Genomic DNA, 19,567 nt, shown 5'->3' with positions numbered 1-19,567 from the left:
ACAGTCAGCAACAGCCAGAATTCCCGATAAATTGTTTGTCGGTCTTTAGGGCTACACCCAACCAATCGACGGACGGGCGATCATCAGCCAGATGATAATCAAAACCGACGCAAAGGCAGGAAATCCGCAAGCGAACCAGATGCGGAACAGACGGTTATAAGCCCAAGGCAGCGGCGCGTCCGCATCTGCAGAGGCCTGCGCCAACCTGCGCATTCGAACCTGTATCCACACCACCGGCAACCAAAACGCCCCCGCAACCGCATAGAGCACCAGCGAGGCCAAAACCCAACCTTCGGTCAAAGGCCAGCCCAACCGCCACGCCAGCAATCCGCCTGTCACCGGTTGCAGTACAACCGCCGTTGCCGTGAACAGCAGATCGGCCAGCACCGCGGTTCCTGCGGTCTGCGCGATGAACCTGGCGTCACCAGAACGATGCGCGATCAGCATGAAAAACGCGATGCCTGCCCCCGTGCCCAACAGGACGCAGGCGCCGATAACGTGTAAGAAACGCAGGATCAGGTCAGGGTCCATCAGCGGCTCTGCAACAGGGGCCAGGCAATAAGCGACAAGGTCATCGCCGGCAGGATTTTGATCAACGGGCCAAGCGGGTCCAGCCACAGGCCGGGTACGGTGAAACTGGCCGCCAGCAAATAGAACAAGGCCACCGCGACCTGCGCCAGACAGGCGCGCGCAGCCCACGGTCGCCACAGGATCGCAAGCCCCAAAAAAATGTCGACCAATGACCAGAACAAAACGCTGGCAACGGCCATTCCGGTGCTCCACCCGGCCCCGGTCAGAACCGATGTAGCCTTAGGCAGACCAATCAGCCCGAAAAAGCCGGACAGCAGCCAGAACAGGCTGAGCGCGGCGACGACCAGTGGCATCAGCAAGGACATTCGCGCAACCAGCCGATGTTCACGGGCGCAAGTCAGGCCTGCATAAACCTGGGGCAAGGGTGCCAGTGACCGGCCTGTTGCGGCGCGATACGGTTCCGGATCACCAACCACACCTTCGCCCATCACGGTCATCGCATTGCTGCGCAAAGGCGAGCGCCAACCCAAATGGCCCAACGCATCAGCGCCGCGTGCGACTATGGCTGTAACAACCGCCGGCATTCTCACAGTGAATCGCGCTGCGGGAAAACCCATCCAGCGCCGTGTCTCGGCCAGGACCTCAGATAGTGGGGCGGGCGTGTCTTCGACCAGATCGTAAGTGCCCTGTGGGACCTCATCGGCCACGGCTGCGGTCACGGCACGGCACAGGTCCGACATGCCGACGCATTGAACCAAAACATACGGATACGCGATGGGTTGTACCAAAGGAACCGCTGCCAGCATACGCAGCAGCGCTGTTCCGCCATAATCGGATTGCCCGATCACCAGACCGGGTTTGAAAATCCAAAGCGGCACATCACAGGCCCGCAGCGCAGCGTCCCCAGCCGCCTTGGTGCGCATGAAATCCGTTTCTGCATCGAGGTCGGCACCAATGGCCGAGATTTGAACCACCGCAATGCCCCTTTGCGCGCAGGCTTGCCCCAAGGCCGCAATGGCGGTGTGATGCACAGCCTCGAGATCATCGGCGGGACCATCCTGCAATGCTCCTGCACAGTTCACGACACAGTCAACGTGCTCCAGATGCGCGACCCAGTCCTTGGGCTGCAGACAAGCCCGCAAATCGCCTTGCACCTGCGTGACATCCGGCAGAACCTGCACCCCGGTTTTCAAGTTACGCACAAAGGCCGCCACATGCGCACCCTCGGCTTGCAGAGATCGCGTCACCGCAGCGCCGATAAAGCCATAAGCCCCTAAAACCAGGACGTTTTTATTCTCAATCCGCAATGGTTGCTCAACCCGATGAACCTGTCTGCGGCAGCGTAACCGTTGGCCAACAATTGACCAGCCCTATGGGACCCACTGCGACAATCTTGGCCGTCAGGGGTGAAACAGCGAGCCGACAAGAAAAGCGATCAAGGCCGCTGCACCGCCGATCAAAAAGGTCTCGAGCCCGGACCGCCACCACGGGGACAGCGACCAATGGGCTTTGAAGGCCCCAATGGCAAAGAAAACACCCATCGTCATGCAGACCGAGATGGCAAAGGCATGATCGACCGATAAAAGGAATGGCAGCAATGGCACCATGCCCGCGACAAGAAAGGCGATGAAGGTCGCCATGGCAGCTTTAAACGGATGGGGATCGACGCTGCCCAACCCGTATTCGCCTTCGACCATCAGGTTGATCCAATTGTCGTGGTTGGCGGTGATTGCATCGGTGGCGTCATCCAGAACGTCGCCCGACAGGCCCTTTTGGGCTAGTATCTCGCGCACCTCGCGGCGCTCGCCCTCCGGGTAAAGGCTGATGTGGCGTTCCTCGATGGCGCGGATGCGACGGATGTTGTCTAACTCGGCCTTGGTGCCCGAGTAATTCCCGGCAGCCATGGAAAACCCGTCGGCCAGAACATTGGCAAGCCCCAGCGCCACGATGATGAACGGCGAAAGCCCCGCTCCGGCAACCCCGGCCACGATGGCAAAGGTGGTGACCGATCCGTCGATACCGCCATACACCACGTCCCGCAGCACCCCTCGCCCCGGAGGCGCATTGATCCGCGCGGCAATTTCCTGCTGGCTGTGTCCGTGATCGGTCATGGCTGGCTCCGGCTTTGTTATGCACACCAGCGGGCCACAGGACTTTGCGTCAGGTCAAGTTTTGAAAAACAACCCGCTGAGCGCGCGTTTGATCATCCCGCGCGTAGATGGCTTGTGCCGGTCGGAAAACGGCAGTGGTCGGCAAACCTCCATCGCAGCCACACCAACCCGCGCGCTGAGCGCGCCGTTCACCAGCCCCTCGCCAAACCGGCGCGACAGTTTACTAAGGACCGATCCGCCCAGAATAGGTTCCAGCAGATCATCACCCACGGCCACGGCCCCTGTCGCCACCAGATGCACGAACACTGCACGGGTCAGGCGCCAGCTGCCCAGAAATCCAGCGCGTCCGCCATAAATCTCAGCAACCCGACGGATCATCCGTAATGAGGCCGCAAGCGCGGTCACCACATCGGCCAACGCCAAGGGCACCAGCGCCGTCACCGTTGCGACCTGCCGGGCGGCGGCCTCGACCTCACGGCTGGCGGCAGCGTCCAGAGGGGCCAGCAATTCGTCCTCGGCCAAGGTCAGCAGGGTTGAGGCGTCGAATTGCTCCTCCATCCGTTCAGCCAGACGGTCAAAGCCCCACCGGGTTTCTTCGCGCCCTTTGTAAAACGCAATCAGGCGGTTGGTGACCGCACGGGCCTGTGCCAAATCCGCCTCAGCCAACGCGGCATCTGCGGCGCGGCGCATCCCATCCACGCGGGACAAGCGCCCGATGGCTGCCAGCTCCCGTAGGGCGATGATCAGGGCGACCAGAACCAACGCACCGATCAGACCAGTTACCACCCAGCCCAATATCGGTGACCGCAACAACAGCGAGGTGGCGAAATCCCATGCGGCAACAGAAACCACCGCGCCAATCACGGCCAGCGCCAGACCCCAAAACCATCGTGACAGAACCGAGGGTTTCCGCGCAGCCAAGCGGGCTGCCGCTTGCATCGCCTGACCTTGAGGTGGCTCAATATCGGGGACCGGCGGAGCCTGTGCTACGTCGGCGGCAGGTTCTTCCGTATCGAGATCAATCAGTACCGGACCTTTAGCCATCCGCCACCCCTTTCCGCCGCCAGACATATTTGATGTCTGGCAGATTTTCATCGTTATCGGCCCCGTCGCTGCGGGCAACTTCTGCAAAACCGTTGCGCTCATAGAACCGGCGCGCCCCGTGGTTGGCCTGAAACGCAAAAAGGGACAGTTCGATCTGATCGGACTTGGCGTGGTCCAACAAGCGCTGTCCAATGCCTTGTCCACATTCTGGCGGTGTCAAATACAGGGAATGAACTTCGGTTTCATTGAGCGCAAGAAACCCCACAACGCCAGTATCGGTTTCGGCCACCGTGACCCACCCTAGATCGATCATCCAACCGCAAAAGGCGATGGTTTCAGCGCAGGTATGTAGCTCGGGCATCCAATCGTTTTCGCGCGAAAAGCCGTGCAGGATCTCTCCGATCTTTCCGGCATCCGTGGTACGAGCGGGGCGGAGAGTCACGGTCACAGGCGGTCTCCGATCAGAAACTGCGTGGCGCGGTCCAGCCGGATATGTGGCGGGCCATCGCCCGGACGCAAGGTCAAATGCGCTGGGGCAAAGGCCATAAACCCAAAATCCTTATCCAACCAGTTTTCAGCCCCGTTTCGGGCCGGACCCAGTAAATGCGCTGGGTCATCAGGCAGATCACCGGGATAAAAGGCCGCCTGTTTGCCGTTCAGCAACGTCCCACGCACACAGGGCAGATCCGCCCCGTTATGCGTCCGGATTTCCTCGGTCGTGGCACGCAGGGCGGCCAGCGACAGCGCCGCCGTCTCGGCCCTGGCAAAGCTGGCCCGGTCGCGGGCATCGCGGGTCAGAGCCTCCATGATATGGGTTAGGCGAGGATGCTGCGTGTGGTGCAGGTGATCGGCCTTGGTGGCTGCGAACAGGATACGTTCAACCCGCTTGCCCAACAGCAACTGGCTGAGCCACGCATTGCGCCCCGGTCGAAAGGCCGACAGGATATCGGCCATCGCGCGACGCATATCCTCAACCGCTTGCGGCCCCTTGTGGATTGCGCCCAGCGCATCGACCAGAACCACCTGACGGTCGATCCGCGAGAAATGATCGCGAAAGAAGGGTTTCACCACTTGCGATTTATACGCCTCATACCGCCGCGCCATTTCGCGGTGCAGGCTGCGGCGCGGCGCGTGGCCCTCCACCGGCAATGGCGCAAAGGTCAGCACCGGAGAACCCGCCAGATCGCCGGGCAGTAGAAACCGCCCCGGCGTACAGTCGTAAAAGCCTGCATCCCGTGCGGCGTTCAAATACGCAGCAAAGGCTTTGGCCAACGCCTGAGCCGTGGGTTCGTCATGAACATCCGCAGGGTTTGCCACCCTGGCCTGCGTCAAATACGCGGCCGCTTCGGTCCGCGTTTCGATACGGTTTAAGGTTTCGGCTGACCAGGCCTCGTATGATTTATCCAGCAGGGCCAGATCCAGCAGCCACTCACCCGGATAGTCCACAATATCCAGATGAACCGTGCGCGGCCCCTGCAGACCCGCAAGCAACCCTGCCGGACGGGCCTTGAAGGAAAGGCGCAGCTCGGACACGGCGCGCGTGCTATCTGGCCAATGAGGCTGCGGCCCGGTCAGCGCCGCCAGGTGGTTTTCATAATCAAAGCGCGGCACCGTATCGTCCGGCTGGGGTTGTAAGTAGACCGAATTGATGCGGCCCTCCTGCTGCGCGACCAATCCTGGCATACGCCCCCGGTCCAGCAGATTCGCAACCAGGGATGTGATGAACACCGTCTTTCCCGACCGCGCCAACCCGGTAACGCCCAGACGGATGACCGGTTCAAACAGAGTTTCAGACACACGGTCGCCCACGGATTCGACACCGCGCACAAGACTGTCTGCCAGGGATGAGATGACCAAACTGTCGCCCCGCTTTTATCGTTTCGCTCAAGATAGGTAGAGGGCGCCGTACATGCCAGAGCTTTCCCACCCTTGCCCCCTTTCGCAGGGCGGGTTACCAGCGGCCCATGCCTAGATACGCGCTGAAAGTCGAATACCAAGGGGAACCGTTTGCCGGATGGCAGCGGCAAAAGGAATTACCGTCTGTGCAGGGAGCAATCGAACAGGCCTTGTCGCGAATTCAACCCGGTGATCACACCATTGCTGCAGCGGGCCGCACCGATGCGGGCGTTCATGCTCTGGGTCAAGTCGCCCATTGCGATCTGGTCAAGGATTGGGACCCTTTCCGCCTGTCTGAGGCGCTGAACTATCACCTCAAGCCGCAGCCGGTGGCCATCGTCAAAGCCGCACAGGTTGACGATAACTGGCACGCCCGGTTTTCCGCGTTAGAGAGGCAGTACCTGTTCCGCATCCTGATGCGTCGTGCGCCTGCGACCCATGACGCCGGGCAGGTCTGGCAGATCAATCACCAGTTGGATGCCGATGCCATGCAGGCCGGGGCGGATATGTTGATCGGGCGGCATGATTTCACCACCTTCCGCTCATCCATCTGTCAGGCCGCCAGCCCGGTCAAAACGCTGGATGAGTTGCGGGTTGAACAGGTCGATGGTTTCTCGGGACCTGAGATACATTTCCACGTCCGCGCCAGGTCGTTCCTGCACAATCAAGTGCGCAGCTTCGTCGGGACGCTGGAGCGTGTCGGTGCGGGCGCGTGGACGCCCGAAGATGTGTGCCACGCGCTGCAGGCCGCTGATCGCGCCGCCTGTGGGCCGGTATGCCCGCCGCAGGGCTTGTACCTGGCGCGGGTCGGGTATCCGGAACCGGTCTTCGGTTAAATCGTGCGCAGAAGCAAACCGCTGGCAATCACCGCTATCGTCAGCCCCGCCACCAATTCAATGGTCGGGGCCAGCACAGATGCAAACCTTGTGGCCGAGGCAGAGGCCAGCAATCCCCCGCGCAACCCGAACGACGTCCACCCGACCAGAGTCGTGACTAGCGCCGTGCCCAGCGCCATGGCAAACGCCCCGGCGATGCCAACCATCGCGATTCCCATCTGCCAAGTCAGGATCAACACAAACAGCGCCCCGGTACAGGGTCGGGCCGCGATACCGGCAATCAGCAGCAACGCCTCGCGCAGACTACCGACCTGCGCTACTTCTTCCGCTGAGGGGCCGTGACGATGGCCGCAATCTGAACAGACATCGTGGTCGTGATGATGGTCGTGACCATGGTGATGACCGTGGTCGTGATGCGCTTGCGCTGTGTTACTGCGGTGTCTGCGGGCAAAGCTGCGAATGGCGCGAAACACCAGCCACAGACCTATCGCGGCGATGGCAGCATAGCTGATCGGGGCCATGACCTGTTCGGTCGTTCCCACAAGGCTTTCGCGTGACATCTGAAACACCAGAACGCCTGCGTAAACCAGCACGACTGCTGTCACTGCCTGCCCCAGACTGGACAGCACGCTGATTGCGGATAACCGCCAAAAGGCGACCCGACGACCCAGCCCGTACCCGCCGATCAGCACCTTGCCATGACCTGGACCGATGGCATGAAAGAACCCATAGGCGAAACAAACCGTCAGCAGGGTGGCGACGGCCTCGGGCTGTTCCGCCCGTGCGGCGCGTAAGGATCGGGCGATCTGGTTCTGAAACTCGCGCTGCTCACCCGCAGCCCATGCGGCCAGACTGTCAAACCCACCGCTGCCCCAAAACCACAGAAGCAACGCAATGGCGATGGCAACCGGAACAATCAGGTATTTGGACATGAAACGAAAATCTCGGTCGCAAAGTTTTCCCCGACCAGCGGGATATCGTTTTCCTCAAGGTCGTAATCGGCGTCCAGTGTCAACAAAAAGGCCTGCATCTGCGCCAGCTGACCATCGATATCGGGGTCGATCCGATCCATCTGACAGGACGCAGGGCCACTCACCGTCACCGGGCGGGTCAGTTCATAGGCAATGTAGAACGTCTCATCAAAAGCCTTCGCCGTCAGCGAAGATGCAGACACCGCGTCGCCATCAACCGCGCGCAAATGGGTTGTCACGATACGACCATCTTCGGTGGTTGCTGTCGGTTCCAATGGGCCGGACAGCGACACGGGCACGCCATCTGCAAAGACAACCAGATCGCCATTGTACCCTTCGATCCACTGTGCGTCGAAACCGGCCAGGAATTTCTCTTCATTTTCAGTGAGAACTCCGTCGAAATCCTGATCCAATTTCATGTCTTCAAGTTGATACAACGAGTAAAGTTCATCATAAGCCCAGGTCACCCGCACATGGGTCAGTTGGCCGGCGTCATCCACAATGAATTCCAGCCCGGTGTCGATAAAGACATGCGGGTGCGCCATGGCCGGGATCGGCAGGCAGCAGGTCAACAGGGTTACAATCCAACGCATGCGTGAAAGATAGGGCCTGCGTCCGCGCGCGGCAATGCGATTCAATCAGCGCCCGCAGAAACCGGCCAAAGGGTCATTTTGGCGGGAACAGAACCAGCGTTTGCAGGGCCGTACCGACAGGACCTTGCGTGTCATACAATACGGACTGGGACATTCCGATCCCCGACGGCTGCCAATGGCACAGCGATTCTGAGGCCAGCCAATCCGACCCCGGCTCACGATGGATTTGCACGGTCAGATCGGTGTTCATGAACCCCATCTCGGTCGTCGGTGCGTTCCACGAGATGCCGTTGCCACAATCGGCCAGCGGGCACAGTGCCTGAATCGGCGAAGGGTCCTCGCCCTCAAGCAAAGCCGGGGTGCGCATCCAGACCGTCTTGGGACCGGCGCCCTGATTGCCGTCTTTCGGGTACAGCACTTCTGAGTAGTTGGCGAAGCCCGGCAGACCGTGGCGTATCTCACCGATCGGAAATGGCCCCGTCACCGCATCTTCCAGCCGGGGTGGAGCAACCGAGACATTCGGAACCGGTCCCAGGTTACGGCGGGCCAAGTGCATCGTGGTCGCGGTGGCGCAGAGCGTGTCGTCCAGATCGTGAACCGTTACCCGCGTGGTCGCCAGCGTCTTGGTGTGGCGCGTAGTCTCGGCAGCCACGCGCAGCCCTGCCAAGGGTTGTGGGCGCAGCAGATCGACCGTCAGGCGGGTCAGCATCTTTTCCGGTCCCACCTCGGTTTCCGCGGCACGCACGATCAGACCGCTGACAGGCCCGGCGTGGCAGTGATCGGCCGACCACGGCCCCCGGGCGGGGTCATTGCCCACAAAAGCGCCATCAGGGCGCAGATGAAAATAGGCCTGTTGGTTCAGGTCTTGTGTCCCGTTCATACGCTGCCTCAAAAGTTTTCTGTGCGTGTCTGGTCATCCGATCCGATGACCGGGCTTTACCTTGGGCCAAAGAATGACTTAGCTGCGGCAACGATGTCCAGTTCAGTGACGGCACGTCATCACTGGCAAATTGAAGCAGAGGGGGGCGCGACATGGCTTTGCTGATCGAAACCGGGTTGTCCGACTGGATAAGCGACAACGACATCGCCCAAGACATTCGGCGGCTGCACCCGGACATGGATGTACGCACGCCTGAAACCCTTGGTGATCCGACCGACATCACGATGGTCGCCGTCGTCGTGCTGTGCAACGATCACCCCAAGCGGCTGCCCAACCTGAAACTGGTGCAAAAACTGGGCGCCGGGGTCGAAACCATCGTCAGCAATCCGCACCTGCCCGCGCATGTGCGTATAACACGGCTGAAACCGGACGCCCCCGCGCAGGGTATTGCCGAATGGTTCGTCGCTTATGTTCTGCGCCATCAACGACACATGACCTTTCATGAAAAGGCGCAAAACCGCGCGGAATGGGCCCCCAGAGCACCACTCTATTCGCCAGACACCGTGGTAGGGGTGCTGGGTCTGGGCCATATCGGTGCCCGCAGCGCCAAAATGCTGCGTGCGGTCGGGTTTCAAGTGATGGGTTGGAGCCGCTCAGCCAAGCAGATCGATGGGGTTACCTGCCTGCATGGCGACGCGGCTCTGCCAGAACTGCTGGGTCAGTGCGACCATGTCTGCGCGATCCTGCCTTCGACCCCGCAGACAATCGGTTTGTTCGATGCAGGGATGCTGGCGGCAATGAAGCCAGGTAGCCAGTTACTGAACGCGGGTCGCGGGGATCTGATTGAAGAAACCGCCCTGATCGTCGCGCTGGACCATGGTACACCCGGTCATGCGGTGCTGGACGTGACTTCGACCGAACCACTTCCGTCCGACAGCCCGCTCTGGACACATCCCAGTGTCACCATCACGCCGCACGTGTCGGGCTGGCATCTGGGCGAAGCGCTGGCTGATGTGGGCGAGAATTTCCGCCGCCTGAGCGCAGGAGGCCCTTTGCTGCACGAAGTCGACAGGGCCCGCGGTTACTAGACCCAGATCAGGGTGTCAGGATCCAGTTTCCGCCTGCGTCGCGACACCGGCGGGTTCTGACCTCGCGAGTCTGATCCGATCCTTCGGGTCGAATGAAATGCTGCAGGTGTACGCAGTTGTCACGTACGTCGCGGACGCGAATCGTGCCTTTCGAACCGGTGGCTTCGTTCACCCAGGAACTTTCCTCACCCACCCGGGGTGTCGCGCCTGACAGCATCGCGTCAGCGGCTGTGTTCACAACCTCGAAATCGGCAGGTGTCAGCCCCATTTCTGCGATGATTCGGGAAAGCGGCTTGGCCTGCACGGTCGGGATTGCCGCCAGAACAACAACAGCCACCAATGTAGTAGATATCCAGGCTTTCATGATCGCCTCGCCTTGCTGAAATAGATTTGCATTCAAGACTATACCGGCAGCGAACGGGGGCCAAGCCCTGTTGGGCAAACGCTAAAACTATCCAGAACAATTCTTTTGACAGTCTAAGGCCGCTACTGGCATGGCATTCCATTCGTGGCGTTCGCCCGGCACAACTGAGTTACCCCGCACGAATGCCCCCTATGGTGCGTGGGCGGACCGAAACAACCACGATCAACTGTGCAAAGACGCGAACCAGCAACCACCCCGTAACTGGCTAACCACTTACGCCGATTCAGTTTTTCCCGCGCAGGGGTTCACAGAAGCGCTTGAATCTGGTGAAATAGCACCGTTTTTAGCACTGGAGATTGTTCAATGGTACTGCGCGGATCCCTGCTGGCACTGGCAGCTGTAATTGGCCTGACGGCCTTAGAGGCGACGCCTGTAGTCGCCAAAGAGGAAACCAAATCGGTCTTCGTCATGAGCCGCACATGGGCCGTTACGCAGGTCTCGGATGCTCCGGTCGTGTACCGCGCCACGCGTGACAACAACAATCTGAACCCGTTCGGTCCGCCACCGCGCCTGCGCACCATTCAAGCTATGGCCGCCATTCAGGCAGCCACCGGATGCAAGCCTATCCGGGCCAGCATGTATCAAAACATCTCAGGCCAGTTCTTTTCGCAGGTCAGCTGCAATTGATCTTGCCGCGAAACGGGCATTGAGGTCAGCGCGGCCCACTGCCATAGCTTGCGCATGAAACTCGCAATCAATGGATTCGGTCGTATTGGCCGCACGATCCTGCGGCAGCTGCTGGCTTTGCCGTGGGGCAAGGATATTGAGCTGGTGCTGATCAACGATATCGCACCGCTGGAAACCTGTGCCTACCTGTTCAAATACGACAGCACGTTCGGCCCCTACTCTGGGCCTGTCGATACCGGCGACGGAACCCTTGTCATCGACGGCCACACAATCCCGGTGACCCACAGCCCCGACCTGTCCCGCGTCGACCTGAGCGGCGTGGATGTCCTGATGGATTGCACCGGCGTCGCCCGTACCTCGGATGTTGCCAGCCAGGGGCTGACCGCCGGGGCGGGCAAAGTGCTGATCTCGGGTCCCTCGCCCGCAACCGAAGTCACGATCGTTCTGGGCGCCAACGAAGCGCAGTTGGGCAACGCCCGGATCGTTTCGAACGCGTCCTGCACCACCAATGGGCTGGCCCCACTGATCAAGGTGCTGGATGGAATCGGCGGCATCGCCTCGGCCCATATGACGACCATCCATTGTTATACCAACAGCCAACCCATGATTGACGCCCCGCGCGGCGATCTGGCCCGGTCACGCGCCGGCGCGTTGTCCATGGTGCCCACCACCACCAGCGCCACGCACTTGATTGATGAGGTCATGCCGCATCTCGCGGGTCGCATCTCGGGCGCGGCGGTGCGTGTCCCCACAGCCAGCGTGTCTGCGGTGGATCTGGTCGCGACGCTTGAACGCGGTATGTCCGCCACTGACTTTGAAGCCGAGCTGCGCAAGACGGTCGTGCAGTCTCCCGTTCTGGGATGGACCGATCACCCGCTGGTGTCGTCAGATTTGCGTACACGACCGGAATCTTTGGTCATTGCAGGCCCCGAGACGCGGATGGTTGGCGACCGGCAGGTTCGCATTTTCGGCTGGTATGACAATGAATGGGGCTTTTCCGCACGTATGCTCGACGTCGCCCGCCTGATGGCACAGCCTTAATTTCGTGGAACCGCAGCGCGCGGGCTTGCCCGGGCGCTGCCCGGCCCAACAGATCACAAGCATCATTGATGCGATGGGATCAGGCGGGAGGAGCCCGTCAATGTATTCATGGGTTGGCGCCACATTACCGCCCCGCAAACGGGGCTGACGGGGCACACAAACCGGTAATTTGGCATCTCATTCGATAAGTTCTTTCCCTGTGTGGAAACTGATGCTCTAACATGAACGGTATCAGCCGTTGTTTTTCATAAGACGGTGAAATTGATTTCGACTTGGGGCAGTTGGAGCCATTCGATGCGGGGAAGCAGGCCACAGGCCTTTGTGAAATATTGTCTGCTTGGCGTTATTGCCGCCGCTCTGCCCTCATCTCTGGCCGCGCTGGAAACATCCCTGTCCGCGCCCGGTGCGCCCCAGGGCGTGGTTGAACGTATCGAAGAAACCTCATCTGTCCTGACGGCAGATGAACGTGGCTTGGATACCCCGCTCGAGGTTCTGTCTGCCGCCCTGTCAGATTACCGCACACTCGTTCAGATTCTGTATGACGAGGGCTATTTCAGCCCCGTCGTCAGCATCAAGCTGGATGGCCGGGAAGCGGCTGACATCAGCTCGCTAACCGTACCCAACACGATCAACCGAGCGGTTATCACGGTAAATACCGGACCGACCTTCACTTTTGGAACGGCTATCGTCGCCCCCGTTACGCCGGAGACAATCCTGCCAGAGGAGTTCGCTCCCGGAAAACTGGCCACGACTGGTGCCATCCAACAGGCGGCCTCGGCCGGGGTGCAGGGCTGGCGGGACGCCGGTCACGCCAAAGCCCAACTTGAAGACCAAACCGTCATCGCTCGCCATGCGCAGAGAAAGCTGGATGCTGAAATCGACCTTGAGCCCGGTCCGCGCCTGACCTTCGGCAAGATGTTCATCAAAGGCGATACAGATGTACGCCACCACTCGATCAACAAGATCGCCGGCTTTCCCTCGGGCGAGGTTTATTCGCCAGCGGAAATCCAGAAGGTCGGCACCCGCTTGCGTCGGACAGGCACGTTCAGCATCGTTTCGATCGAAGAACATGAAACGCCCAATCCCGATGGCACGTTGGATTTCGATGCAACTTTTGAGGACATGCCCAAACGCCGCCTGACCTTCGGGGTCGAGCTGGCCTCGAATGCCGGGCTGGACGTCACCGCGACCTGGACCCATCGCAACGTCTTCCGCCGCGCGGAACGGCTGCGGTTCGAAGCCGCTCTGCGCAATATCGGCGGAACCGAGGATTTGGACGGCCGCATTGGTTTGCGCCTTGATCAACCCGACCGGCTGGGCCCGGACGACAACACCTTTTGGAGCGCCCTGCTGGAGCGGCGGAATACCGAGAATTACAACGTATCCGTGGCCTCGCTGGCCTATGGTGCGCGTCGCACCTTTTCCGACCGGCTTTATGCCGAAGCCTCGGCTGGATTTCAGTGGTCGGATGCAGATGACGCCTATGGCAGCGGCCGCAAGTTCCGCTATTTCATTATCCCAACCCGGTCTGAATGGGACGAGCGTGACAGCAAGGTCAGCGCGACTCGCGGATTCTATCTGGATGCGCAAATCATGCCCTTTGTAGGTTTTTCCGGCACAGACACGGGCATCAGGCTGTTCGCCGACACACGCGCCTATACCAGCCTGGGCACGGGCGGGCGGCTCGTTTTGGCTGGTCGGGCTCAGATAGGATCGATAATCGGTCCTTCCCCAAGCAATGTGACACCGGATTTCCTGTTCTTCTCGGGTGGTGCCGGCACAGTGCGTGGGCAGCCGTTCGAAAGCCTCGGCATTCCAGTCAACGGTGGTGAAGCAGGCGGCAAGTCCTTCCTCGGGCTGTCGGGAGAAGTCCGTGGCAAGATCACCGACACGATATCGCTTGTCGGGTTCTATGATTTCGGTACTGTGGACACTTCTTCTTTCATCGGCAGCGGTGCAGAATACCATTCCGGTGCCGGGCTTGGGGTGCGGTATGATCTTGGGGGGTTCGGCCCTCTACGCGTTGACTTAGCCCTGCCGGTTCAGGGCGACACTGGCGATGGTCTGCAATTCTATATCGGGATCGGACAAGCGTTTTGATACGGCAGTTTTCATATCCGGTTGTGACAACTGTGCTGATCCTGACAGCGCCGCCCGTACTCGCGCAAGAGGATGACGGCGGCGGCAGCATGCTGGAACGTTTTCTGCAGGACACCCTGTCGGGGGATGATCAGAACGTCACCGTTAAAGGCTTGCAAGGCGCGTTGAGCGCCCGCGCGACGATTGAAGAGATCACCGTATCGGACGACGAAGGTGTCTGGCTGACCATCAAAGACGCTCAGCTGGACTGGAACCGGCTGGCCCTGATCCGGGGTCGATTTTCCGTCAATGCCCTGACCGCGCAGGAAATCGACATCGCCCGCACGCCGGGCACAACCACCAAGGACACGCCTGCGCCGACAGCCGAAACCAAACCGTTCGAACTACCGGAACTGCCCGTTTCCATCGAGATCGGTGAAATCAGGATTGATGAGCTGTCACTGGGTGAACCTCTGATCGGGGTTGCCGCCGATCTGGCGGTGACGGGGAACCTGTCACTGGCCGATGGTACATTGGACACCAACCTGGATGTCACCCGCCTGGACCGCGGAGGGGATGAGGTGACACTGACCGCCGGGTTCCAGAACACCTCGCGCGAGATCAATCTGGACCTGCAGGTGAAAGAGGCCGCAGGCGGCGTGATATCAACTGCGCTGAATATTCCCGACAGCCCACCGATCGGCCTGTCGGTCACAGGCTCGGGCCCAGTGACCGATTTCACTGCTGATATCGCCCTGAGCAGCGACAATCAGCAACAGGTCACAGGGCAGATACAGCTGCGCGCCGCTGAAACCGGTGCGGCAGACGGGATCGCCTTTACCGCCGATCTGGGTGGCGACCTGACTCCCTTTATGGCCGAGGATCTGGACCCGTTCTTTGGCCCGAAAACACGCCTGTTCGTGGACGGCCAAACCAAACCGCAAGGCGCGCTGGACATCCCCGATCTGGAATTGACCACCCAAGCCCTGGACCTAAAGGGTGAGTTGCAATTGGCCGAAGGCGGCACGTTACAATTGGCGGCCTTGCAAGGCCGGATCACCCCGCCCGACGGAACAACGGTGGTTTTGCCGGTCAAAGGCGGCGAAACCTCGATTGAAGCGGCGCAGATTTCCGCTTTGTTCGATCAGAAAAACGGCAATTTGTGGGATCTGAGCCTGACGGCGAATGCGTTTCAATCTCCGCAAGCGAAACTGGACACGGCCCGCATCACCGCGCAGGGCACGTTAGAACAGGGCACTTCATTCAGTGTAATGGGAGACCTTCAGGCCATCGTCGACGGGATCGATCTGAATGATCAGGCCCTGAACACGGCCTTGGGAGAGAGCATCACGTTGGATGGGCAGTTCGATTACGGCAGCGATCAGTCTCTGAACCTGTCGGGGTTCGAACTGGTGGGAACCGACTATACCCTTGGGCTGGATGCGTTGATCGACGGATTGAATAGTGGACTGACGGTTGACGGTTCGGCCACGCTTGAGGCATCGGACCTGTCGCGTTTTTCGGACCTGGCGCAGCTTGATCTGGGCGGTAGTGCCTCGGCCCGCGTTGACGGCACAGGCTCACCATTGGAGCGTAGCTTTGACGGCAAACTGGTGCTTGAGGGCAGCAATCTGGTCACCGGGCGCGACGATATCGATCCCGTCATCAAAGGCGAAACCACCATCACCCTGGATGCCAGCCGAGGCATCGACGGCATCACCATTCGCGAGTTTGACCTGAACAGCGAAGCTGCGCAGGCAAAGGCCAGCGGCGAGGTCACGACACCTGACGGCAACCTGACCATTGACGGCAAGGCCCGCGTGAATGCGTCTGACCTGTCGGTCTTTTCCGGTCTGGCCAAGCGTGAACTGGGTGGCGCCCTGCGGGCGGAAATGGACGGCAAAGGCACCGTGCAGACTTTGGAATTCGACGGCACGGCCAGCGTGATCGGACAGGATATACAAACCGGAATGTCCGACATCGATCCGCTGCTGACCGGCAAGACCACGATCACCTGGGACGGGGCACGCACGACAGATCGGATTGAAATTCGCGAAGCGACGGTCAACGGTACCGCCTTAACTGCAAAAGTCGCCGCAACGGTGGATGACCCTACCGGAGAGCTTTCGGTTGACGGCACCGCCCGTGTGAACGCCCCGGATCTGTCGCTGTTCTCGGGGTTGGCCAAGCGGGATCTGGGCGGCTCGGTCACCGCGAATGTGCAGGGCAACGGAAATCTCGCCAATCGTGTCTTTGACGTTCAGGGCAATGTGGACGCTGACGACCTTCGGACCGGGATTGATTTGGTCGATAAATTGATCCAGGGCCGCACGACCCTGAACATTGATGCCGACAAAGACGACGATGGCATGGAAGTCCGTAAGTTTAGCCTGAGGGGCACTGCCCTATCGGCTACAGCATCGGGCAAACTGGACCGAGAGGCGGGTGGCCTGACCTTCTCGGCCCAGCTTGACGACCTGTCCCGTGTCATGACGTCGATGTCCGGCCCGCTGACGTTGGACGGGAATGTTGCCCCAACGGGATCGGGACTGGAAGGGGACATGCGCCTGAGCGGCCCGGACAGTTCCTATGCAGCCCTGACCGGAACAGTAGACACCGATGGTTCGGCCGATTTGGATTTCGACGCCAAGTTGAACAGGATCGAACGGTTCGCGCCCGAATTCCCTGGCACCGTTGCGGCAACCGGCACGGCCAAGCGCGACAATGGCGTCTGGACCATTGACGGGTCAGCCAATGGCCCGGCCGAGATCAACAGCACTATCGCTGGAACCTTCGATGAAAACAGCGGCGAGGCCGATCTGCGGGCGCAGGGTGGCATCAACCTGGGCGTCGCCAACATCTTTATCTCACCCAACAAGATCGAAGGATCGGCCCGGCACAATCTGCGGCTCAAGGGAAAGCCCGAGCTAAGTTCGCTCAGCGGTTCTATCACCACTTCGGGCACGTCAATTGCGATCCCTGAGATCGGACAGACAATAACCGGCATCAGCGGCTCGGTCGAATTGGCGCAGAGTCGCGCCAATATCTCGTTGAATGGTGGCATGCGCGCGGGCGGCACTTTTACCATCTCGGGGCCATTGGACCTGACACCGCCGCTGAACGCGAACATTGTTACGCGGCTCAATCAGTTGGTGCTAACAGACAAGCTTCTGTATGAGACCACGCTGAACGGTGAGATCGCCATGACCGGAGCGCTGGCGGGCAACAGCGCCATTTCCGGTCAGATCACGTTCGAGGAAACCAATATCAACCTCGCTGCCGCGGCTGGTGCCGTGGGCGCTGCACCGATCCCCGAGATCAGGCATGTCAATGAAAGCGCGGCTGGTTACCTAACACGGGAACGCGCGGGCCTTGTTGTCGAGGAAGGCGCGGAAAAAAGCGATTCACGTATCGCGCTGGATGTCAGCCTGCTGGCGCCCAAGGCGGTTTTCGTGCGCGGCCGGGGTGTGAACGCCGAACTGGGGGGGCGGCTGAATATCGGCGGCACGACCACCGCAGTTATCCCATCCGGCCAAATCGAACTGATCCGGGGAAATTTCGACATTCTGGGCCGCAGGCTGGCCCTGACAAAAGGCATCGTGACACTGCAAGGCGACCTGACGCCGTATATCGAGTTCGCCTCATCCACCAGCACGTCCGATGGCACCGCCACAATCGAAATCGCGGGCCCGTTGGATGCGCCGGAGGTTGACGTTTATTCCGACCCTGAACGCCCAGCCGAAGAGGCGCTGGCCATGCTCTTGTTCGGCAACCGGTTTTCCGAAATTTCACCCTTTGTCATCGCCCAGATGGCGGCGTCTCTGGCGCAGCTCAGCGGTGCCGGGGGAGATGCAACCAAAGGGCTTCGCGATTCGACCGGCGTTGACACGGTGGATATTGGCGCGTCCGAAGGCGGTGCTGGCCGACTGGGGGCCGGCGCGTATCTGAGCGACAATCTCTACACCGATTTCACCGTCAATACCGAAGGTGACACCGAGGTGAACCTGAACCTTGACGTGTCGGACAGTTTTACTGTCCGCGGTTCAGTCGACGGGCGCGGAGAAACCGGGGTTGGCGTGTTTTTCGAACGGGATTATTAATCGCTGCGGCGGATGCCAATGGTGTGCCCAACCTGCGGTGCGGGGTCCAATGGTGCATGATCTTGAACCATCCGGGCCAACCGCGCTACCGCCCAGTCCGGATATGGAGTGGAACGCCCGGTCGTATGACTGACGTTCATGAACAGCGCCTCTTGCGTCGCACAGAGTTCACCATCATCGGACAGCATCTGTGCAAAGTAATGCCCCCGTTTCTGATCGGAATCCAACATCCGAAAGCGAAACCAGAACGGTTCGTACTGCCTAATCTCGCGCAGAAAATTCATATGCGACTGCAGGATGTAAGGCCCCTGCCCCAATGCGTCGACCTGCGCCTCGCCCAGACCCAGATGATCATCCATCAAGTGATCCAGCGCGCGGTCGAAGGCCACGCCATAGAACCCCACATTCATGTGGCCGTTATAGTCGATCCACTCGGGCAAAACTCTAAACCCTCGTATTTCAATCGGGGCATCATAGGGCCCATCGTGACCGCTGAGGGGGTTAGTCATCTGGATCCTCCTCGAATATTGCGACGGCGCGCACAAAACCCGCCGAGGCGCCCTTGATCTTGAACGGAAAACACGAAATTTCGAAACCCGTTGGTGGTAGGTCTTCCAGATTGGTCAATTTCTCAATGTGGCAATAACCGATATCCATCGACGCCCGATGGCCCTCCCAGATAATCGACGGGTCGCGCGTTTCGGCATATTCCTGGGCCGTCAGCGCAAAGGGTGCGTCCCAGCTCCAGGCGTCTGTGCCAGTGACCCGCACCCCGCGTTGGGTCAGGTACAACGTCGCCTCGCGCCCCATACCGCAGCCTTTCATCAGGTAATCGGCCTGTCCGTATTGCGTACCGGCTGAGGTGTTCACGACCACGATATCCAACGGCTGCAAGGTATGCCCGATCCGCTTCACCTCGGCCTCAACATCGGCGGCAGACACCACATAGCCGTCGTCGAAATGGCGAAAATCCAGTTTTACGCCGGGGTTCATGCACCATTCCAGCGGCACCTCATCGATGGTGATCGCCCTCTCGCCATTATTCATGGTCGAGTGGTGGTGATACGGCGCGTCCAGATGGGTGCCGTTATGCGTGGCAATTTGCAGCCGCTCAATGGCCCAGCCTTCGCCGCCCGGTAGGTCCTGTTTTTGCAAGCCGGGAAAGAAGGACATGACCTGTTCTGCGGTCTGATCATGGGTCATGTATTCGATTTCGGGCAGCATGATTGGCGGGTCCGAAACGATCCCGGTTTCCAACGGAACGGACAGATCGACGAAACGGCGGGTCATGTAAAACTCCTGCACCAGTGACGCCGACAGGGTTGGCTGCAAGTAACTTACTGTCA

18 protein-coding genes are annotated in these 19,567 nt (G+C 60.1%); 6 read left to right on the top strand and 12 right to left on the bottom strand.

Annotated features, from left to right (window positions below; translation table 11 throughout):
• Positions 1-51: 51 nt before the first annotated feature.
• The 6 genes from ACR0AJ_RS14715 to ACR0AJ_RS14690 form a co-directional block, all read right to left on the bottom strand.
• Positions 52-531 (bottom strand): DUF2269 family protein, encoded by a 480-nt coding sequence (locus tag ACR0AJ_RS14715; protein WP_480741201.1) that lies wholly within the window; start codon positions 529-531, stop codon positions 52-54.
• Positions 531-1,838, bottom strand: coding sequence for an SDR family oxidoreductase (locus ACR0AJ_RS14710; protein ID WP_480637438.1), 1,308 nt, complete (start codon positions 1,836-1,838; stop codon positions 531-533). The genes ACR0AJ_RS14715 and ACR0AJ_RS14710 overlap by 1 nt, the downstream gene beginning before the upstream one ends.
• 93 nt (positions 1,839-1,931) lie before the next feature.
• Positions 1,932-2,642 carry a VIT1/CCC1 transporter family protein gene (locus tag ACR0AJ_RS14705; RefSeq protein WP_480637440.1) on the bottom strand — a complete coding sequence of 237 codons (711 nt, stop codon included), beginning with the start codon at positions 2,640-2,642 and terminating at the stop codon, positions 1,932-1,934.
• Between the two features lie 54 nt (positions 2,643-2,696).
• Positions 2,697-3,686, bottom strand: a complete 990-nt coding sequence (locus ACR0AJ_RS14700; protein ID WP_480741199.1) for a YcjF family protein — start codon at positions 3,684-3,686, stop codon at positions 2,697-2,699.
• Positions 3,679-4,134: an N-acetyltransferase family protein gene (locus ACR0AJ_RS14695; protein ID WP_480741198.1), complete on the bottom strand. Its 456-nt coding sequence runs from the start codon at positions 4,132-4,134 to the stop codon at positions 3,679-3,681. Before ACR0AJ_RS14695 ends, ACR0AJ_RS14700 begins: the two co-directional genes overlap by 8 nt.
• Positions 4,131-5,543 carry a YcjX family GTP-binding protein gene (locus ACR0AJ_RS14690; RefSeq protein WP_480741196.1) on the bottom strand — a complete coding sequence of 471 codons (1,413 nt, stop codon included), beginning with the start codon at positions 5,541-5,543 and terminating at the stop codon, positions 4,131-4,133. Before ACR0AJ_RS14690 ends, ACR0AJ_RS14695 begins: the two co-directional genes overlap by 4 nt.
• Before the next feature lie 107 nt (positions 5,544-5,650).
• On the opposite strand from ACR0AJ_RS14690, the gene truA reads away from it, so the two are divergent.
• The gene (gene truA / locus ACR0AJ_RS14685; protein ID WP_480741194.1) at positions 5,651-6,418 is read left to right on the top strand and encodes a tRNA pseudouridine(38-40) synthase TruA; all 768 of its coding nucleotides are present in this window, start codon (positions 5,651-5,653) and stop codon (positions 6,416-6,418) included.
• Here the strand turns inward: truA and ACR0AJ_RS14680 are convergent.
• From ACR0AJ_RS14680 to ACR0AJ_RS14670, 3 genes are all read right to left on the bottom strand, one after another.
• Complete coding sequence (locus ACR0AJ_RS14680) at positions 6,415-7,350, bottom strand: nickel/cobalt transporter (RefSeq protein ID WP_170553733.1); 936 nt, start codon at positions 7,348-7,350, stop codon at positions 6,415-6,417. The genes truA and ACR0AJ_RS14680 overlap by 4 nt on opposite strands.
• Positions 7,335-7,982, bottom strand: a complete 648-nt coding sequence (locus ACR0AJ_RS14675) for a DUF1007 family protein (RefSeq protein WP_170379019.1) — start codon at positions 7,980-7,982, stop codon at positions 7,335-7,337. Before ACR0AJ_RS14675 ends, ACR0AJ_RS14680 begins: the two co-directional genes overlap by 16 nt.
• A gap of 73 nt (positions 7,983-8,055) precedes the next feature.
• Positions 8,056-8,862 (bottom strand): thioesterase family protein, encoded by an 807-nt coding sequence (locus ACR0AJ_RS14670; RefSeq protein ID WP_480741192.1) that lies wholly within the window; start codon positions 8,860-8,862, stop codon positions 8,056-8,058.
• 152 nt (positions 8,863-9,014) lie between these two features.
• On the opposite strand from ACR0AJ_RS14670, the gene ACR0AJ_RS14665 reads away from it, so the two are divergent.
• Positions 9,015-9,950, top strand: coding sequence for a 2-hydroxyacid dehydrogenase (locus ACR0AJ_RS14665; RefSeq protein WP_170351737.1), 936 nt, complete (start codon positions 9,015-9,017; stop codon positions 9,948-9,950).
• 7 nt (positions 9,951-9,957) lie between these two features.
• Here the strand turns inward: ACR0AJ_RS14665 and ACR0AJ_RS14660 are convergent, their stop codons facing one another.
• Positions 9,958-10,314 (bottom strand): hypothetical protein, encoded by a 357-nt coding sequence (locus tag ACR0AJ_RS14660; protein ID WP_480741190.1) that lies wholly within the window; start codon positions 10,312-10,314, stop codon positions 9,958-9,960.
• Between the two features lie 363 nt (positions 10,315-10,677).
• On the opposite strand from ACR0AJ_RS14660, the gene ACR0AJ_RS14655 reads away from it, so the two are divergent.
• The 4 genes from ACR0AJ_RS14655 to ACR0AJ_RS14640 all read left to right on the top strand — a co-directional run bounded on the left by ACR0AJ_RS14655 (position 10,678) and on the right by ACR0AJ_RS14640 (position 18,221).
• On the top strand, positions 10,678-11,001 hold the full coding sequence (locus ACR0AJ_RS14655) for a hypothetical protein (RefSeq protein ID WP_170351739.1): 324 nt from the start codon (positions 10,678-10,680) through the stop codon (positions 10,999-11,001).
• Positions 11,002-11,055: 54 nt separating this feature from the next.
• The gene (locus ACR0AJ_RS14650) at positions 11,056-12,042 is read left to right on the top strand and encodes a type I glyceraldehyde-3-phosphate dehydrogenase (protein ID WP_480741189.1); all 987 of its coding nucleotides are present in this window, start codon (positions 11,056-11,058) and stop codon (positions 12,040-12,042) included.
• A 294-nt stretch (positions 12,043-12,336) separates the two neighbouring features.
• The gene (locus ACR0AJ_RS14645; protein WP_170351741.1) at positions 12,337-14,142 is read left to right on the top strand and encodes an autotransporter assembly complex protein TamA; all 1,806 of its coding nucleotides are present in this window, start codon (positions 12,337-12,339) and stop codon (positions 14,140-14,142) included.
• Between the two features lie 32 nt (positions 14,143-14,174).
• Positions 14,175-18,221 (top strand): translocation/assembly module TamB domain-containing protein, encoded by a 4,047-nt coding sequence (locus tag ACR0AJ_RS14640; protein WP_480741187.1) that lies wholly within the window; start codon positions 14,175-14,177, stop codon positions 18,219-18,221.
• Here the strand turns inward: ACR0AJ_RS14640 and ACR0AJ_RS14635 are convergent.
• Both ACR0AJ_RS14635 and ACR0AJ_RS14630 read right to left on the bottom strand, forming a co-directional pair.
• On the bottom strand, positions 18,218-18,730 hold the full coding sequence (locus ACR0AJ_RS14635; RefSeq protein WP_480741186.1) for a thioesterase family protein: 513 nt from the start codon (positions 18,728-18,730) through the stop codon (positions 18,218-18,220). The genes ACR0AJ_RS14640 and ACR0AJ_RS14635 overlap by 4 nt on opposite strands.
• Complete coding sequence (locus ACR0AJ_RS14630; protein WP_170351743.1) at positions 18,723-19,511, bottom strand: cyclase family protein; 789 nt, start codon at positions 19,509-19,511, stop codon at positions 18,723-18,725. The genes ACR0AJ_RS14635 and ACR0AJ_RS14630 overlap by 8 nt, the downstream gene beginning before the upstream one ends.
• Positions 19,512-19,567: the final 56 nt, after the last annotated feature.

The sequence above is a fragment of the Ruegeria sp. CJ9 genome (genome assembly GCF_056536625.1).
This window is presented reverse-complemented; position numbering and strand designations above follow the sequence as displayed.

Coding starts and splice junctions, on each gene's coding strand:
- ACR0AJ_RS14715 (WP_480741201.1), bottom strand. CDS start 531: ATGGACCCTGACCTGATCCTGCGTTTCTTACACGTTATCGGCGCCTGC.
- ACR0AJ_RS14670 (WP_480741192.1), bottom strand. CDS start 8,862: ATGAACGGGACACAAGACCTGAACCAACAGGCCTATTTTCATCTGCGC.
- ACR0AJ_RS14675 (WP_170379019.1), bottom strand. CDS start 7,982: ATGCGTTGGATTGTAACCCTGTTGACCTGCTGCCTGCCGATCCCGGCC.
- ACR0AJ_RS14655 (WP_170351739.1), top strand. CDS start 10,678: ATGGTACTGCGCGGATCCCTGCTGGCACTGGCAGCTGTAATTGGCCTG.
- ACR0AJ_RS14665 (WP_170351737.1), top strand. CDS start 9,015: ATGGCTTTGCTGATCGAAACCGGGTTGTCCGACTGGATAAGCGACAAC.
- ACR0AJ_RS14705 (WP_480637440.1), bottom strand. CDS start 2,642: ATGACCGATCACGGACACAGCCAGCAGGAAATTGCCGCGCGGATCAAT.
- ACR0AJ_RS14660 (WP_480741190.1), bottom strand. CDS start 10,314: ATGAAAGCCTGGATATCTACTACATTGGTGGCTGTTGTTGTTCTGGCG.
- ACR0AJ_RS14645 (WP_170351741.1), top strand. CDS start 12,337: ATGCGGGGAAGCAGGCCACAGGCCTTTGTGAAATATTGTCTGCTTGGC.
- ACR0AJ_RS14680 (WP_170553733.1), bottom strand. CDS start 7,350: ATGTCCAAATACCTGATTGTTCCGGTTGCCATCGCCATTGCGTTGCTT.
- ACR0AJ_RS14650 (WP_480741189.1), top strand. CDS start 11,056: ATGAAACTCGCAATCAATGGATTCGGTCGTATTGGCCGCACGATCCTG.
- truA (WP_480741194.1), top strand. CDS start 5,651: ATGCCTAGATACGCGCTGAAAGTCGAATACCAAGGGGAACCGTTTGCC.
- ACR0AJ_RS14630 (WP_170351743.1), bottom strand. CDS start 19,511: ATGACCCGCCGTTTCGTCGATCTGTCCGTTCCGTTGGAAACCGGGATC.
- ACR0AJ_RS14700 (WP_480741199.1), bottom strand. CDS start 3,686: ATGGCTAAAGGTCCGGTACTGATTGATCTCGATACGGAAGAACCTGCC.
- ACR0AJ_RS14635 (WP_480741186.1), bottom strand. CDS start 18,730: ATGACTAACCCCCTCAGCGGTCACGATGGGCCCTATGATGCCCCGATT.